General features: G+C 58.4%; 14 protein-coding genes. 11 read left to right on the top strand and 3 right to left on the bottom strand.

The annotated features are described in order from the left end of the window. The 4 genes from ACFOTD_RS19705 to ACFOTD_RS19690 all read left to right on the top strand — a co-directional run. On the top strand, positions 1–490 hold a 490-nt coding region (locus ACFOTD_RS19705), incomplete at its 5' end, for a hypothetical protein (protein ID WP_378121652.1). Positions 491–701: 211 nt separating this feature from the next. Then, positions 702–1,568 (top strand): ABC transporter permease, encoded by an 867-nt coding sequence (locus tag ACFOTD_RS19700; protein WP_378121657.1) that lies wholly within the window; start codon positions 702–704, stop codon positions 1,566–1,568. A 12-nt stretch (positions 1,569–1,580) separates the two neighbouring features. Next, positions 1,581–2,474 (top strand): carbohydrate ABC transporter permease, encoded by an 894-nt coding sequence (locus tag ACFOTD_RS19695; RefSeq protein WP_378121651.1) that lies wholly within the window; start codon positions 1,581–1,583, stop codon positions 2,472–2,474. A gap of 79 nt (positions 2,475–2,553) precedes the next feature. After that, the gene (locus ACFOTD_RS19690; protein ID WP_378121650.1) at positions 2,554–4,176 is read left to right on the top strand and encodes an extracellular solute-binding protein; all 1,623 of its coding nucleotides are present in this window, start codon (positions 2,554–2,556) and stop codon (positions 4,174–4,176) included. Between the two features lie 151 nt (positions 4,177–4,327). On the opposite strand, the gene ACFOTD_RS19685 is transcribed toward ACFOTD_RS19690, so the two are convergent. Next, positions 4,328–6,568: an AraC family transcriptional regulator gene (locus ACFOTD_RS19685; RefSeq protein ID WP_378121649.1), complete on the bottom strand. Its 2,241-nt coding sequence runs from the start codon at positions 6,566–6,568 to the stop codon at positions 4,328–4,330. Positions 6,569–6,900: 332 nt separating this feature from the next. On the opposite strand from ACFOTD_RS19685, the gene ACFOTD_RS19680 reads away from it, so the two are divergent. From ACFOTD_RS19680 to ACFOTD_RS19665, 4 genes are all read left to right on the top strand, one after another. Then, positions 6,901–7,269, top strand: a complete 369-nt coding sequence (locus ACFOTD_RS19680) for a DUF4180 domain-containing protein (RefSeq protein ID WP_378121648.1) — start codon at positions 6,901–6,903, stop codon at positions 7,267–7,269. 94 nt (positions 7,270–7,363) lie between these two features. After that, on the top strand, positions 7,364–7,585 hold the full coding sequence (locus ACFOTD_RS19675; RefSeq protein ID WP_277528376.1) for a spore germination protein: 222 nt from the start codon (positions 7,364–7,366) through the stop codon (positions 7,583–7,585). A gap of 90 nt (positions 7,586–7,675) precedes the next feature. Further along, positions 7,676–8,101: a VOC family protein gene (locus tag ACFOTD_RS19670; protein ID WP_378121647.1), complete on the top strand. Its 426-nt coding sequence runs from the start codon at positions 7,676–7,678 to the stop codon at positions 8,099–8,101. A 52-nt stretch (positions 8,102–8,153) separates the two neighbouring features. After that, positions 8,154–8,549 carry an RrF2 family transcriptional regulator gene (locus ACFOTD_RS19665; protein WP_378121646.1) on the top strand — a complete coding sequence of 132 codons (396 nt, stop codon included), beginning with the start codon at positions 8,154–8,156 and terminating at the stop codon, positions 8,547–8,549. Between the two features lie 29 nt (positions 8,550–8,578). Here ACFOTD_RS19665 and ACFOTD_RS19660 read toward each other — a convergent pair whose 3' ends face one another. Continuing rightward, on the bottom strand, positions 8,579–8,716 hold the full coding sequence (locus tag ACFOTD_RS19660) for a hypothetical protein (protein WP_378121645.1): 138 nt from the start codon (positions 8,714–8,716) through the stop codon (positions 8,579–8,581). A gap of 169 nt (positions 8,717–8,885) precedes the next feature. On the opposite strand from ACFOTD_RS19660, the gene ACFOTD_RS19655 reads away from it, so the two are divergent. Together ACFOTD_RS19655 and ACFOTD_RS19650 are read left to right on the top strand one after the other, a co-directional pair. Further along, positions 8,886–9,917: an ATP-binding cassette domain-containing protein gene (locus ACFOTD_RS19655; protein ID WP_378121644.1), complete on the top strand. Its 1,032-nt coding sequence runs from the start codon at positions 8,886–8,888 to the stop codon at positions 9,915–9,917. Then, positions 9,914–10,726 (top strand): ABC transporter permease, encoded by an 813-nt coding sequence (locus tag ACFOTD_RS19650; RefSeq protein WP_378121643.1) that lies wholly within the window; start codon positions 9,914–9,916, stop codon positions 10,724–10,726. Before ACFOTD_RS19655 ends, ACFOTD_RS19650 begins: the two co-directional genes overlap by 4 nt. A gap of 120 nt (positions 10,727–10,846) precedes the next feature. Here the strand turns inward: ACFOTD_RS19650 and ACFOTD_RS19645 are convergent, their stop codons facing one another. Continuing rightward, complete coding sequence (locus ACFOTD_RS19645) at positions 10,847–11,734, bottom strand: fructose bisphosphate aldolase (protein WP_378121642.1); 888 nt, start codon at positions 11,732–11,734, stop codon at positions 10,847–10,849. Between the two features lie 291 nt (positions 11,735–12,025). Here ACFOTD_RS19645 and ACFOTD_RS19640 point away from each other — a divergent pair, with 291 nt between their 5' ends. Then, a complete protein-coding gene (locus ACFOTD_RS19640) occupies positions 12,026–14,191 on the top strand; it encodes a beta-galactosidase (protein ID WP_378121641.1) in 2,166 nt (721 codons plus the stop codon). Positions 14,192–14,202: the final 11 nt, after the last annotated feature.

Raw genomic sequence — 14,202 nt, 5'->3', positions numbered from 1 at the left:
AGTCGGATGGCTTTGCCTTGCCCATAATCTGCTCAAAAAAGTCGCCATCGACCAAAAACGCAAACGGGACGAAGCAGGAAACTCCCCTGCTTCGTCCCGTTTGGCTATTTCGGCTTCATTTCAGCTTTTTGCTTCAACTTCAAAGGGCTTTTGGGACAGCCCCTTTCTGCCCGAAAGGGTCGTTCTCGATGAAATTAGATGTATATTTGCAGGCGTTGCGGTGAAAGAACGACGCAGGCGACGATTGGTCAGCCTATCGGAAATGCGGTCGGACGAGCCAGCGGCCGGCGTTCCCACGCAAATCGCAAATCACAAGCCGCAAACCGCAAACCGCAAATCCGGTTTCGGCTATCTGCCAAACCGCCAAACCGCCAAACCGCCAAACCGCCAAACCGCCAAACCGCCGTCAGGGCGCTCTGCGATCTCCCCTGATGGTTTTTTTGCGCGCGAAATCCTGCATTTGTGCAGAAAAGTCACAATCGTTCACTGAACAAACCGCACGATCCTTCAGAAGTGAACCGGATTGTCACTATGGCGGCGGCCGCAAGTCCCCTATAGTTGGTATCAATCCGGAAGGCATCGCCCTCCCCGGAGCTCACGAACGATACGGACGCTATAAGGCGTAAATGGAGGGGCTGAGCGACGTGCCGAAAAAATATGGCTTCTTGCAAGAGCTGGTCAAAAATCGAACCTTGTTTCTGATGCTGCTGCCGGTCCTCGCATACTTTCTCGTGAACAATTATGTACCGATGATCGGCATCTATTACGCATTCGTCCGGTTCGATTTCAACACCCCGCTCTTCCGAATGGACTTCATCGGGCTCAAAAACTTCGAGTTCCTATGGAAGTCCGGCAAGCTGACGGAGCTGACGTACAATACGATCGGCTACAACCTGATCTTCATCGGACTCGGCAACGCGCTATCCGTGACCGTGGCTATCCTCGTCAGCGAGGTGAAGAGCAAGTGGTTCAAAAAAATTACGCAATCCGTGCTGTTCCTGCCGTACTTCGTCTCCTTCGTTATCTTAAGCGTCATCGTGTTTAACATCTTCAACTTCGAGCACGGCGTGCTCAACACCGTCCTCAAGGCGCTCGGCGCGGATCCGGTCGACGTGTACAGCAAGCCGAAGGTCTGGATTCTGCTTATCGTCGTGTTTTATCTATGGAAAAGCTTCGGCTACAGCATGGTCATCTATCTGGCAGCGATCACGGGCATCGGCGAGGACTACTACGAGGCAGCCAAGATCGACGGAGCGAACACTTTCCAGCGGGCCTGGCACATCACGCTTCCGATGCTGAAAAATTCGTTCGTGATACTGCTGCTCTTCTCGCTCGGCACGATCATGAAGGGACAATTCGACCTGTTCTATCAGATGGTGGGCAACAACGGCCTGCTGTACAGCACGACGGACATCCTGGATACGTACGTATACCGCTCGCTCAAGGTGACGTTCGACATGGGCATGGCGACGGCGGCGGGCGTTTATCAATCGCTGTTCGGCTTTACGCTGATTATGGTCGTCAACGGCATCATCCGTAAAATCAACAAGGAATACGCGCTGTTCTAGGAGGGATATCGCATGAAAATCAAGGAAGACCGCTCGTCCGTCTGGTTCCAGCTCATCGCGCACGCCGTCGTCGTCGCAGGCAGCATCGTATGCATCCTGCCGTTTCTCCTGATCGTGTCGGCCTCATTTACAAGCAACGCTTCAATCATCCGCGACGGCTATAACCTGTGGCCGAAGGATTTTTCCTGGGAAGGCTACAAGGTCATCTTCCAGGTGCCGGACGAGGTGCTGCGGGCCTACGGGGTAACGTCGACGGTCACCGTCGCCGGCACGGCGATCGGCCTGCTGCTCATGACGATGGCGGGCTACGTGCTGCAGCGCAAGGACTTCAAGTACCGCAACTTTTTCTCCTTCTTTATCTACTTCACGACGCTGTTCGGCGGCGGACTCGTGCCTTATTACATGCTGGTCACCAACTACTTGAAGCTTACCGACTCGTATTACGCGCTCGTCTGGCCTTCGCTGATGACGCCGTTTCTCATCATTTTGATGCGAAGCTTCATCGGCTCGGCCGTGCCGGACGAGGTCGTCGAGTCGGCCAAGATCGACGGCGCCGGCGACTTCCTGATTTACTGGCGCATCGTGATGCCGCTGGCGGTGCCGGGCCTCGCGACCATCGGGCTGTTTCTCGCGCTTCACTATTGGAACGACTGGTTCTCGTCCGCTCTTTTCATCAACGATGCCGCCAAGTACCAGCTGCAATTTTACCTGTACAACATCATCAATACGTCGTCGTTCCTGACGAGCATCGGCGCGGGCGCAGGCATCGTTCTCTCGGAGGGCATCCCTTCGGAGACGATGAAGATGTCGATGGCGGTCGTCGTCACGGGACCGATCCTGCTCCTGTACCCGTTCGTGCAGCGATACTTCGTCAAAGGGCTCACGATCGGCGCGGTCAAAGGCTAGCTGCGTTCAGCTCCGGTTAGAACCGGCATGCGCGCATGTCCGGCTAACATAGATTATCCAATGAACAGGGAGGATTCATATGCCAACAAACGCAAAGAAAAAAGCGGCGGCCGCGCTGTCGATGGCGCTTATGGCGTCGGTAATCGCGGGCTGCAGCGGCAGCGACAAAGGGGAAGCCGGCGCTTCGTCGGCGCCTGCCAAGGCGTCCGAGTCCGCGTCGCCGTCGTCGTCCGCTTCGGCTTCGTCAACCGCCTCATCCTCCGCTTCCGCGTCGCCGGCCGGCATCGACACCTCCAAGAAGGTTCATCTCCAGTTCTACATGCTCGGCAACGCGCCGAAGGAGCTGCCGAAGGTCGAGGCCGAGATCAACAAAATGGCGATGCAAGACTTGAACGCGACCGTCACGTTTAACTTCACGACCTGGACGGATTGGGACCAGAAGTACAAGCTGCTGCTGTCGACGGGTCAGGACGTCGACCTCATCTTCACGGCCGACTGGACGCAGTATCAGCAATATGCCAAGAAGGGCGCCTTCCTGCCGCTGGACGATCTGCTGCCGACGGCGGCGCCGGGGCTGAACGATTTCGTGCCGAAGAACATGTGGGACGCGGTCAAAATCAACGGCAAAATCTACACGGTGCCGGCGACCTATCAGGAGTACGTAACCAACGGGTTCGTCTGGCGCGAGGATCTTCGCAAAAAGTATAATTTGCCCACGCCGGTCGACATCCCGACCTTCGAGGCCTACATGGACGGCATCAAGAAAAACGAACCGAGCCTGCAGCCGCTCGCGATCGGATCGGACGTTCGGGGGTCTTTGAGCGACACGTACCTCGACGTCTTCCGCGAAAAGGTAGGCGCCTTGCAGTACGGCATGTTCGCCACGTACGACAAGCCGGCCGAGATCGCGTCCTACTGGGGCTCGTCGGAGCAGCTCGAGGATCTGAAGCGGTTCAAGGGCTGGGCGGACAAAGGCTATTTCTCCAAAAACGAGCTCAACGAAAAAGCGACCAACCAGGAGAAGCTCGTGAACGGCACGGCGGCGGCGATGCTCGGCGACAATCCGACGCGCTACAATCAGACCAACGGCAATATGAAATCGCTGCATCCGGACTGGGAGCTCGGCTACACGCCGTTCGCCGTAGCGACGGGCTATGCGACGCCGGTACATCCGATCCACAACGGCTTCGCCATCCCGGCCAGCAGCAAAAACGCGGAGCGGGCCTTGGCCTTCTACGAGAAGATGGTGCTGGACAAACGTTACAACCTGTTGACCCAGTACGGGTTCGAGGGTACGAACTACACGGTCGACGGCGGGTACTACAAAATGGTCGGCGACGCCAACACGAACGGCTTCCCTCGCGAGGGCATGCAGGGCTGGGCGTGGCGCAATCCCGAGTTCATGCTGTTCGAGCCTAGCTACGACGGCGTCAAAGCGATCTTCGACCAGCTCGACAAGGTTCAAAAGCCTGACATCTATACAGGCTTCGCCGAAGACTATACGGATTATCAGGCGGAGCGGTCGGCGCTTGAGCAGGTCGAGAAGCAGTATCTGTTCCCGCTGCTGGCCGGCCAGGTCAAAGACGTCGAAGGCGGCCTGCAGACGTTCATGGACAAGGCGAAAAAGGCGGGGCTCGACAAAATCCAGGAGTCGTACAAGAAGCAATGGCTTGCGTATTTGAGCGAATCGGGTATTCAGTAAGACCGGCCGAATTGGGAAGATGACGGAAGAAAACCTGCAGGGCACCGCTAGAGGGCGGTCTCCTGCAGGTTTTTGCGCGATTGCGTAAGGAGCGTGCCAATTGTTGATCTACGTTCGCACTTTCACCACTTGAGCCCGGTTCGTCCGCCAACTATGAATCCGCCTGCACGCTTGCGCCCTGCGCCTTGCGGAATTCCACCGGCGTCACGCCCGTGAGCTTCTTGAACATGCGATGAAAATAGGAGCTGTTCGTAAAGCCGGTCCGCTCCGCGACCTCGGCGACGGGATCGTCCGACGTCATGAGGATGGCTTTGGCTTTTTCGATCCGGACGTTGTTGATCATGTCAACGATCGTCGTAAACGTATGCTGGCGATAGACGCGGCTCACATGGTAGGTCGACATCTTCAGCTCCTCGGATATCGAATTCAGGCTCAGGTTCGAGTCGTCGTACCGGGTTTCGATGAGGACGTTGATTTTGCGGATCAGGTCCTCTTGCTTGTTGCTTCGCTTTTCGAACACCTTGGCACTTAGTTGGCTGAAAAAACGGCCCATCGCTTCTGTCAGCCCGTCGAGCGTCTCGTATTGATCGATGCCGGGAATGCTGAGATCCGCGCCGATGCCGAGCTGCAGCGAGCCGTTCCGCTCGATCTCCGCCAGCATGTTGCCGAGCGTGACGGCTACGTGGTTTGCCGCGGATTGGGTGACCCTGAACGGAGCGTCCGCCGTCTCGAGCAGGATATCCCGATACAGGACGGCCGCTTCCTCCGCTTTGCCCGCGACGAGAGCGTCCAACATCTTTTTTTCCTTGCCTGCGGAAAAGGAATAGCGGTCGCCGGAGCCGGGCGTTGCCTGGATGAGCGCGCCGCAACCGCGGAAGAAGCGCAGGTCGGTGGCTTCCCGGGCCAGCTTGTACATGGCGTGCAGCTCGTGCGGACTCTTTGTGGCCGGCGTCAGCGAGACCGTGAGCCCGATGCGCAGAAACTCCGCGCACGCGTCCTGAATCTCCTTGAGCATCGCCAGCAGCGCCTCCGCATCCTGCTCCTGTCCGCCTGTATTAATCATCATGAGGATGCCGTCGTCCTCGAGATCCACCGTATCCGCGCCGTATAGCTTGGACGAGATCTCGGCGGCGATGTTCATGATCGCGAACTTGTAGGTAAGCAGATCCTTGGCGCTCTGGCTGCGCATCCGGTCGAAGCCGTCGATGCGCAGGAGCGCCAGCTGATACGGCTCCGTGAAGTCGAAGGCGATGCCGGCGCTGCGCAGCTTTTCCAGCTGAAAGGCCGGATCGAAGTCTTGAATTTGAATGAGCTTGCGCAGCGTGTTCTGGCGCAGCGTGTAGCTGCTGTTGCGCTTTTCGGATTCCAGGTCGGACATGCGTTTCTCGATCCGGTTAATCGGCACGTACAAATAGCGGGACATGAGCCAAGAGAGCAGCAGCCCGACGGCAAGGATCGCGCCGGCGACCTGCAGCGTCTTGCCGCGAATGTCCTTCGTCTTATGCGTAATCTCAGCGTACGGCGTGATCCGGACATAGTGCCATTCGTACGGCGTAGGCGCAGTGTATGTGACGAGCGACTTCGCGCCCTCGAACTCGGCGACGGCAAAGCCGGATTCCGGCTTGGAAACGAAGCTCTGCAGCAGCGCAAGATCCGGCTGGCCGAGCTTCACGCTCATCAGATTATCGACGGACCGCACGACATCGTGATCGTCAAGCAGGTATGTGCGTCCTGCGCTCGCGGTCTCGGCTTTGCCAAGCTCCCTGTTGATCCAGGAGGCCGACAGATTGACGATGACGGCGGAGTTGATCTCCCGGTTGAAATTGATGGCATCGTAGCACAAGTACGTATAAACGCCGAGATCAGGCGCGCTTGCCGATGCCGACTTGATCGTTCGCGGGATCGGCGTAAAAGGCTTGTAATCCCTGTATCGGCTCAGAATATCGAGGATACCCGCGTCCTGCAGCTCGGACTCGCGCCATATGCCTTCCTGCCCGTTTTGCGCAGCGATATAGTAGTAGCCCGAAGCGGGATTGTAGACGTAGATCGATTGGATAAAGGGCATCGTAGACAAATAATTGCGCAGGTCCAGCATCGCCGCTTGCGTATCGAAGGCGTCGGGCTTGCTGTAATACAGCATCTTGGTAATCGCGCTGTTGCGATAAATCTGGAAGGCTACGGTCTGCGCGCTTTCGGTCGTGTTGGCGACGGCCTTGCCCGTCTGCCGCAGGCTGGCGAGATCGTTTTCGACGGCTTCGTCCTGCAGCACGCCCGTGAAGATTAAATAAAAAATAAAGTTGCTCGCGATCAGGACGAGGACGATGCTCAGGGTAAGTCCCAGCAAGAGTCTCACGTACAGCTTGCCATTGCGGCGGATCCGGTTTAGGCGCATCGATGGGCTCCCTTCGGGTTTCTGGGCATTGAGCGGATCGAAGGTGTTTGTATCATTATATATTCGGGATGTGAACGGTTACAGTGGCTGAATTCCCCAGTTATGAACGAAAGCGGGATTGAACGGTGAACAATCCGGGCATCGGTGAACGATTTTGCGCATTGCGTGGCGTTTGTGGCCGGAAGATCAAGGAATTGACAACAACTGGGTTCATCGTCTAAGGTCGGAGTAGAGCCGAGGCGCCGGGCCGGTCTATTCCGGTACGGCGGCGAGCATTACGCAAAAAAGACAGTGAAGCCGCGATGAACGCGGATGCGGGGAGGCGAAGATAGATGTGGAAAATAACGAAGGCCGAGACGAACGGGGGCGAGCCGGTGGCCGTCGTGAGCGGGGATGTCATCAGGGACGTCCGCGACGCCCTGGATATGATGGCGAATGTGCGGTACGAGACGAGTCTTGATCGCATTGTAATCGACGGCACGATGCTCGACGCCGCATTTTACGACTTGAAGACGAGATTGGCCGGGGAGATCGCGCAGAAGTTCGTCAACTATCAGGTTAAGCTCGCGATTGTCGGAGACTTCTCCGGGTATACAAGCAAGAGCTTGCGGGATTTTATTTACGAATGCAATCAAGGCAAGGATCTTTTTTTCTTGCCGACGGAATCGCAAGCGATCGAAAAGCTCGGCGCGACGCGTTAATAAAGGATAAATTTGATTGAGAGATGGGCACGGCGAACGCCTGCTTTTCATACCTTATCAAAAGCGTTAAAAACTTACCGATGAGGTAACTGCCATGCCATCTATAATTGGAAAAGTAAAAATTCTCAACGTCAACCAGGGCTCGAACGTCCAATTCGGCGATACGGGCTTCATATCTTTGACCAGCACCTCTAAAAATTACGGCGGTGCCGCTTCCTTTTCGCCAGGGGATGCTTTCGGCAGCGTCAGCAACAACCAGCTGAGCAAGACCAACACGGTCGATACGGATGCGGTCGACAACTCCAACGTTGTTTGAACTGCTCGCGGGTAATAAGAAACGAGGCGGAAGGCACTAGTTGCGGAGTATGAAGCCTGAAGCGACCCATCCATTTCGGGAGGATGAACGATGAAGCCACGCATTACAGTGTTGACGTTAGGCGTCGAAGACTTGGAGAGATCGCTGGCCTTTTACAGGGACGGATTGGGCTTGCCTACCGAAGGCATCGTCGGAACGGAGTTCGAGCACGGCGCGGTCGCTTTTTTTGACCTGCAAGCGGGCATGAAGCTGGCTATCTGGCGCCGCCGGGATCTCGCGCACGAGGCGAAGGTCGTCCAGACGCCTTCCAGTTCGACGGAAATGACGATCGGACATAACGTGACAAGCAAAGAAGAGGTCGACCGGGTCATCGATCAAGCGCGACAGGCGGGGGCCGTCGTCACCGATCCCGCGCACGATACGTTCTGGGGCGGATATTCCGGACACTTCATGGACCCGGACGGCCACTTGTGGGAGATCGTATGGAATCCGGCTTGGGATTCGGACTTGCTTTAACGCTCCGCCGAAGCTATCATGGGCATACAAAGTCCATCATAGAGGTGTGCCAATGAAGTTTTCGCAGGCGACGGATTACGCGCTCCATGCCATGATGTTTCTGATGAGCCAAGCGCCGGACAAGCCCGTAGGGGTGCAGATACTAGCCGACAGACTCGGCGTTTCCCAGACGTATCTGTCCAAAATGCTGAGCAAGCTGGTCAAAGCGGGGCTGATCGGCTCCGTGTCAGGTGCCAACGGCGGCTACCGGCTTAAGGCGCATTACGAACGAATTTCTTTTTTGGACGTCATCCATGCGATCGAAGGGACGGCATCGATTTTCGAATGCGGCCTGAGTCACGGGGAAGATTGCATGATTCAGAGGGTCGTCATGGCTGCCGAGCAACAGATGGAGCAGTACTTGAGCGACAAAAAGATCATCGATGTCGCCAGACAGCTTACGTTGTAACGAAAGAGGCCGCAGAGGCCTCTTTTTCGTTATTCCGCTTCCTTTTTTTCATAGGCGATCAGCGTGACCGCATGCCCGCTGGCAGTCGTCAGTTCCTGCTCCAGCCGCTTCAGTTCGTCGAGCTGCTCATCCTCGAGTGCCGCAAACGCATACCGGGAATCGTCCATCGCCATGCCTCCTCGCTTTTATTGCCCTCGCTTTTATTGCCCGCGCTCCTTATTATGGTCGAACCCGCTTGCGCTTATGAGCTTTTCAGCATCGCGGCAACGGTTCATATTCAATTCACATTCGCGCCTTAGTATCCGTATTAATCAGTTCAACAGGAGGAGAATGAAGATGAACGCGATACACGTAAAGGATAAGGCGGCGTACGGCGGCGAATGGGCTGTCGAGGCGTCGGGGCTCGTCAAAGCGTTCGGCAGCAATCGCGCAGTGGACGGCGTAAGCCTGAACGTGCGCGCAGGTTCGATCTACGGCGTGCTCGGTCCCAACGGCGCGGGCAAGACGACGACGATCCGGATGCTGGCGACGCTGCTTAAGCCCGATGGGGGCTCGGCGCGAATTTTCGGACATGACGTGACCAAGGAATCCCAGATCGTCAGGCAATTGATCGGGGTGACCGGCCAGTACGCCTCGGTCGACGAGTCGCTTAGCGCCACGGAAAATCTCATTATTTTTTCCCGGCTGCTCGGGCTTGGCCGTGCAGAGTCGAGGCGGAAGGCCGCGGAGCTGCTGGAGGAATTCGGCTTGACGGAGGCGGCCAAGCGGCCGCTCAAAAACTTCTCGGGCGGCATGCGGCGGCGGCTGGACCTTGCCGCGAGCCTGATTGCTCAGCCGCCGCTCATCTTCCTGGATGAGCCGACGACGGGACTCGATCCCAGGACGCGGGCCCAGATGTGGGAGACGATCCGCAGGCTGGTGAAGACGGGCTCGACCGTCCTGCTCACGACGCAGTACCTTGACGAAGCGGATCAGCTGGCCGACCGGATCGCGGTCATCGACCGCGGCATCGTCGTCGCCGAAGGCACCGTCGACGAACTGAAGGCATCGGTCGGCACTTCATCGCTTCACTTGAGGGTGCAAGATCAACCCGCGATCGCGGAAGCGAGGCGGATCGTCGAGCGGGTGCTCCAGGTGACGTCCAGCGTGACGTCGGAGGCCGGCAAGATTACGGCGCCGATGGCGGACGCCGATCGGGTGACCGATCTGCTCGTCGCGCTGCGCGAGTCGGGCATCCGGCTCTCCGAGATCAGCGTGCAGAAGCCGACGCTTGACGAAGTGTTCTTGACGATTACCGGCCATGGGGCGCAGGAAGCGCCTGCCCCGGATGCGCCAGCATCCCGCCGCAAACAGGAGGTCACGCTATGAAAAGCACGACTGCCGTCCATCCGGCCGCCCGGCTTAAAAACCGCACGAGCTTCGGCCAATCCGTCCGCCACTCGCTGACGATGGCGTATCGCGGCCTGCTCAAGATTAGGCGCACGCCCGAGCAGCTGTTCGACGTCACGCTGCAGCCGATCATTTTTACGCTCATGTTCACCTATATTTTCGGCGGGGCGATCTCCGGCGACGTTATCAGCTACCTGCCCGTCATCATTCCGGGCATTCTCGTACAGACCGTCATCACGACCTCGATCGTAACCGGCGTGCAGCTGCGCGAGGACATGGACAAAGGCGTGTTCGACCGCTTCAAGTCGCTGCCTATCGCGCGTATCGCGCCGCTCGCCGGGGCGCTGCTCGCGGATACGATCCGGTACACGATCGCCACCGTACTGACCTTCGGCATGGGCTATATTATGGGCTATCGCCCCGACGGCGGCCTCGGCCATGTCGCGATCGCCGCGCTGCTCGTCATCTTCTGCTCGTGGGCGATCAGCTGGATTTTCGCTTTCTTCGGCGTCATCGCCAGGACGGCTTCGAGCGTTCAGGGCATCTCCATGATCGTGCTGTTCCCGCTCACCTTCCTCTCCAACGCTTTCGTGCCGACGAAGACGATGCCAAAATGGCTGCAATGGTTCGCAGACATCAATCCGATCTCGCATCTGGTGACGGCCGTCCGCGATCTTGCGAACTCGGGCACCGTCGGCTGGGACCTCGGCATCTCGCTGATCGGCGCGGCCGTCATCGTCGCGATCTTCGCGCCGATCACGGTACGGGCTTACATGCGGCGTACGTAGGAGGGAGTGAGGCGCGCGGGGCGGTCCGCGAACGCCAACTCCTCCAATATCCGCAGCTCCGCACATCAAAGACCCCGAGCGCTCACAGGCTCGGGGTCTTGTCGCATCGCATAAGCTTTGTTACTTAATAGAAGCTTCGTAAATGTTGCGGACCGATTCGGACAGCAGCGCGTCAAACGCCTCGTCCGATTGTCCGGCGCTGAGGCCCTCGGACAGCGCGCGAGAGAAGCTTGCGATCAGGCCGTTGTTGCGCGCGAGACGCTCGTTGGCTTCGGTCTGAGCGTAGCCGCCGGACAGGGCGACGACGCGCACCACATGCGGCTCCTCGATCAGCTCGGCATAGAAGTTGTCCTCGGTCGGAATGGACAGCTTGAGCATGACCTTAACGTCAGGCCCGAGCGCGGCAAGCTGCGAGAGGATTTCGGCCTTGAGCAGCTTCTCCGACTCCGCTTTGTCCGCGCTGGCGATATCCACTTCGGGCTCGATGATCGGCACGAGGCCAGCCGCCGCGATTTGTTTGCCGATGGCGAACTGCTGCTCCACGACCTGCCGGATTCCCTCCGGATTCGCCTCTTTGATGAGAGAGCGCATCTTGGTTCCGAAGATGCGCCGCTCGACGGCACGCTCCAGCAGCGCGTCGAGTCCGTCGATTGGCTTGAGCAATTGAACGCCGTCCGACTGCTCGGCAAGACCCTTGTCTACCTTGAGAAAAGGTACGATGCCTTTCTTTTCCCACAAGTAGTCCGCGGTCAGCAGCCCGTCGATCTCCCGGTCCATCGTATTCTCGAACAGAATGGCCCCGAGAATGTGCTGCGAATCGAACGCCGGGCTCTTGATGATGCGCGTCCTCATTTCGTGAACGACCGCATACATTTCTTCCTCGCCCGAATAGCTGCTCTCCGCTACCCCGTACTGCAGCAGCGCCTTGGGCGTACTCCCGCCGCTCTGATCCAGGGCCGCGACGAAGCCCTTCCCCGTGCGAATCCGTTCCAGTTGTTCCGCGTTCATCGATGTTGCTCCTTCCGGAATTAAGAGTATCGTGAGCGAATGGCAGCCTTGTCCATCTCATCATAGCATTTTATGCCTCGGTTGCATAAGCGGGGAAATTCGCAGGCCGTCGCATAACGGCTTCCGGGACTCCGATCATCGGGATCTTGACAGGTTAACAAACGATTTCGCAGGCTTGCCGTCTTTCGGCGCGAAGCGGCGCGGTGCTATCATGAACCAAGGGCCTGCCTGCAAACGCTTTACGGCGGCGGGCGGCAAGTCCGAATCGACAAGCAGCGAGGTGCGTTTTCATTGCAGGAGCAGACATTCCTTCCGTTCGGCTTTCAATATTACCGGTCTCCGACGCCTTATCGCGACCAATGGGAGCCGGATCTCCGGCAGATCGCCGGGATGGGCTTCAACTGCGTCAAGTATTGGGTACAATGGCGGGCAAGCTCGCCGGCGCCAGGCGCTTTCGTATTCGACGATATCCTCGAGCTCATGGACCTGGCGCATAAGCATGGGTTAAAAGTCGTGCTGAACGTTATTTTCGATGTAGCTCCGGCCTGGTTTTACAAGCTGTATCCCGAATCGATAATGATCGCGGCGGACGGCTCCTTCGTGGAGCCGCGCGCGCTCAGCTACCGGCAGATCGGCGGCGCGCCGGGACCTTGTTACCATCACGAGCCCGCGCAGGTCGAGAAGGACCGCTTCCTGGCCGCGGCCGTGCAGGCGCTGCAGCATCATCCGGCGCTATGGGTATGGGATCTGTGGAACGAACCCGAGCTGACCACGGGCATCAAACGTCAGCTTAGCTTCGACAACATGGTCTGCTATTGCGACGCCTCGCTCAACGAATTCGAGGCATGGCTGGCGCGCAAATACGGCGATATCCAAGGACTGAACGCCGCTTGGCAGCGCAATTACGCCGACTGGTCCGTGATCGAGCCGCCGAGAGGCCAGGCCGTATTCAACGATTTCGTCGACTGGCGCCTGTTCATGTCCGATGCGCTGACCGACGATCTGAAGCGGCGGGCCGCCGTCGTGAAGCAGTACGACCTGGCGCATCCCGTCATGGCCCATACGGTGCCGGCGCCGATCTTCAATCTCGTCACGGCGGGCTCCGACGACTTCAAGCTGGCCGAGCCATGCGACCTTTTCGGCAACAGCCTGGGCTCTTCGGCCTGGTCGGCGGATCTGCTGCTGTCGGCAGCCAAGGGCAAAAAAGTGATCAACTCCGAGATCCACGCGCTGCCCGGCCATACGGCGATGAAGCCCAAAAAGCTCGAATTCCGCGAGCTGAAGCGGCACATTTTCATTCCGCTCGCGCGGGGCATAACGGGCTTCCTGTTCTGGCAGTACCGGCCCGAAGTCCTGGGACACGAAGCGCCGGCTTGGGGCAGCACGTACCTGGACGGAAGTAAGACGCCTTGGCTGAGAGACATGTCCGAATTGAACCGGATTTTGCAGGACAACCGGGAGGCGATCGAGCAAGCGTCGCGGCCGTCGGACGGGATCGCGATCCTGTTCAGCCCGGACAACCAGATCGCGAACTTCGCCGCGCACGCGCACCTGGATACGTACAACGATTCGGTCCAGGGCGCGCACCGCTTGCTGCACGATTTGAACTACAAAGTCGAGTTCGTCCACGAGCACGACCTGACGAGCGAAGGGCTTGCGGCGTACCGCTGTCTCTGGATGCCGTATCCCCTTTACCTGAACGATCGGGTAACCGGCGTCATCCGCGAGTGGGTGAAGGCCGGCGGGCTGTTGATCTCCGAGTGCTCCTTCGGCGCGCTGATGGCGGAGAACGGCAGCCACAGCTACCAGGTGCCGGGCTATGGCTTCGACGAAGTGTTCGGCGTGCGAGAGACGTGGATTCACTCCGTGGAGCATCTGGACCACAGCTACCATAACGTAACGATCGAGTCGTCCGCATCCATCCCGCTCGCGAGCAGGTCGGCGGCGGGGCGCGAGGGCGATTCCGCTCAAGGTCACGGTTCCTATTACAAGACGGATATCGCGTTAAAAGAAGGCGTAAAGGTATTGGCCGAATTTGCGGAGGACGGAGCGCCCGCAATCACCGTCGCGTCCTTCGGTAAAGGGAAAGCCGTCTGGATCGGCACGCTGCTTGCCGCGGCTTACCGGCAGGACGGACTGGAAGGCACGCTGTGCATGATTCGAGGCTTGTTGACCGACGAGTTGGGTCTTCAGCCGCACGTCGACGTGCGCGGCGGCACGATCCGCGCGGACATTTCCTCGTGGACGGAAAACGGGGGCGAGCAAAGCCTGCTGTTCGTTCACAATTGGGGAGAGGGGACATCCGAGACGGAGGTTATCCTGCCGGGAGCCGTCGGCAGCGTCGTCCCCTGGTTCGAGGATGGAGCGGCCGCGCTCGAGACGGCGAGCGTCCTAGACGCGAAGCGTCTGCGCGTTCGACTGGAAGCCGACGATTTCCAAGTGTACCGTTTATCGTAGCGCATATTTGT

Origin of the sequence: Cohnella sp. GCM10012308 (assembly GCF_042649185.1) — a bacterium.
GTDB lineage: Bacteria > Bacillota > Bacilli > Paenibacillales > Paenibacillaceae > Cohnella.
Note: the sequence above shows the minus strand (reverse complement) of the source record. Positions and strands in the feature narration are given on the sequence as shown.

What these genes read in the sequence shown, in the direction of transcription:
- ACFOTD_RS19665 (WP_378121646.1), top strand. Translation starts at nt 8,154, where the DNA reads ATGAAGTTTTCGCAGGCGACGGATTACGCGCTCCATGCCATGATGTTT.
- ACFOTD_RS19700 (WP_378121657.1), top strand. Translation starts at nt 702, where the DNA reads ATGCTGCTGCCGGTCCTCGCATACTTTCTCGTGAACAATTATGTACCG.
- ACFOTD_RS19685 (WP_378121649.1), bottom strand. Translation starts at nt 6,568, where the DNA reads ATGCGCCTAAACCGGATCCGCCGCAATGGCAAGCTGTACGTGAGACTC.
- ACFOTD_RS19690 (WP_378121650.1), top strand. Translation starts at nt 2,554, where the DNA reads ATGCCAACAAACGCAAAGAAAAAAGCGGCGGCCGCGCTGTCGATGGCG.
- ACFOTD_RS19655 (WP_378121644.1), top strand. Translation starts at nt 8,886, where the DNA reads ATGAACGCGATACACGTAAAGGATAAGGCGGCGTACGGCGGCGAATGG.
- ACFOTD_RS19680 (WP_378121648.1), top strand. Translation starts at nt 6,901, where the DNA reads ATGTGGAAAATAACGAAGGCCGAGACGAACGGGGGCGAGCCGGTGGCC.
- ACFOTD_RS19670 (WP_378121647.1), top strand. Translation starts at nt 7,676, where the DNA reads ATGAAGCCACGCATTACAGTGTTGACGTTAGGCGTCGAAGACTTGGAG.
- ACFOTD_RS19695 (WP_378121651.1), top strand. Translation starts at nt 1,581, where the DNA reads ATGAAAATCAAGGAAGACCGCTCGTCCGTCTGGTTCCAGCTCATCGCG.
- ACFOTD_RS19660 (WP_378121645.1), bottom strand. Translation starts at nt 8,716, where the DNA reads ATGGACGATTCCCGGTATGCGTTTGCGGCACTCGAGGATGAGCAGCTC.
- ACFOTD_RS19645 (WP_378121642.1), bottom strand. Translation starts at nt 11,734, where the DNA reads ATGAACGCGGAACAACTGGAACGGATTCGCACGGGGAAGGGCTTCGTC.
- ACFOTD_RS19675 (WP_277528376.1), top strand. Translation starts at nt 7,364, where the DNA reads ATGCCATCTATAATTGGAAAAGTAAAAATTCTCAACGTCAACCAGGGC.
- ACFOTD_RS19650 (WP_378121643.1), top strand. Translation starts at nt 9,914, where the DNA reads ATGAAAAGCACGACTGCCGTCCATCCGGCCGCCCGGCTTAAAAACCGC.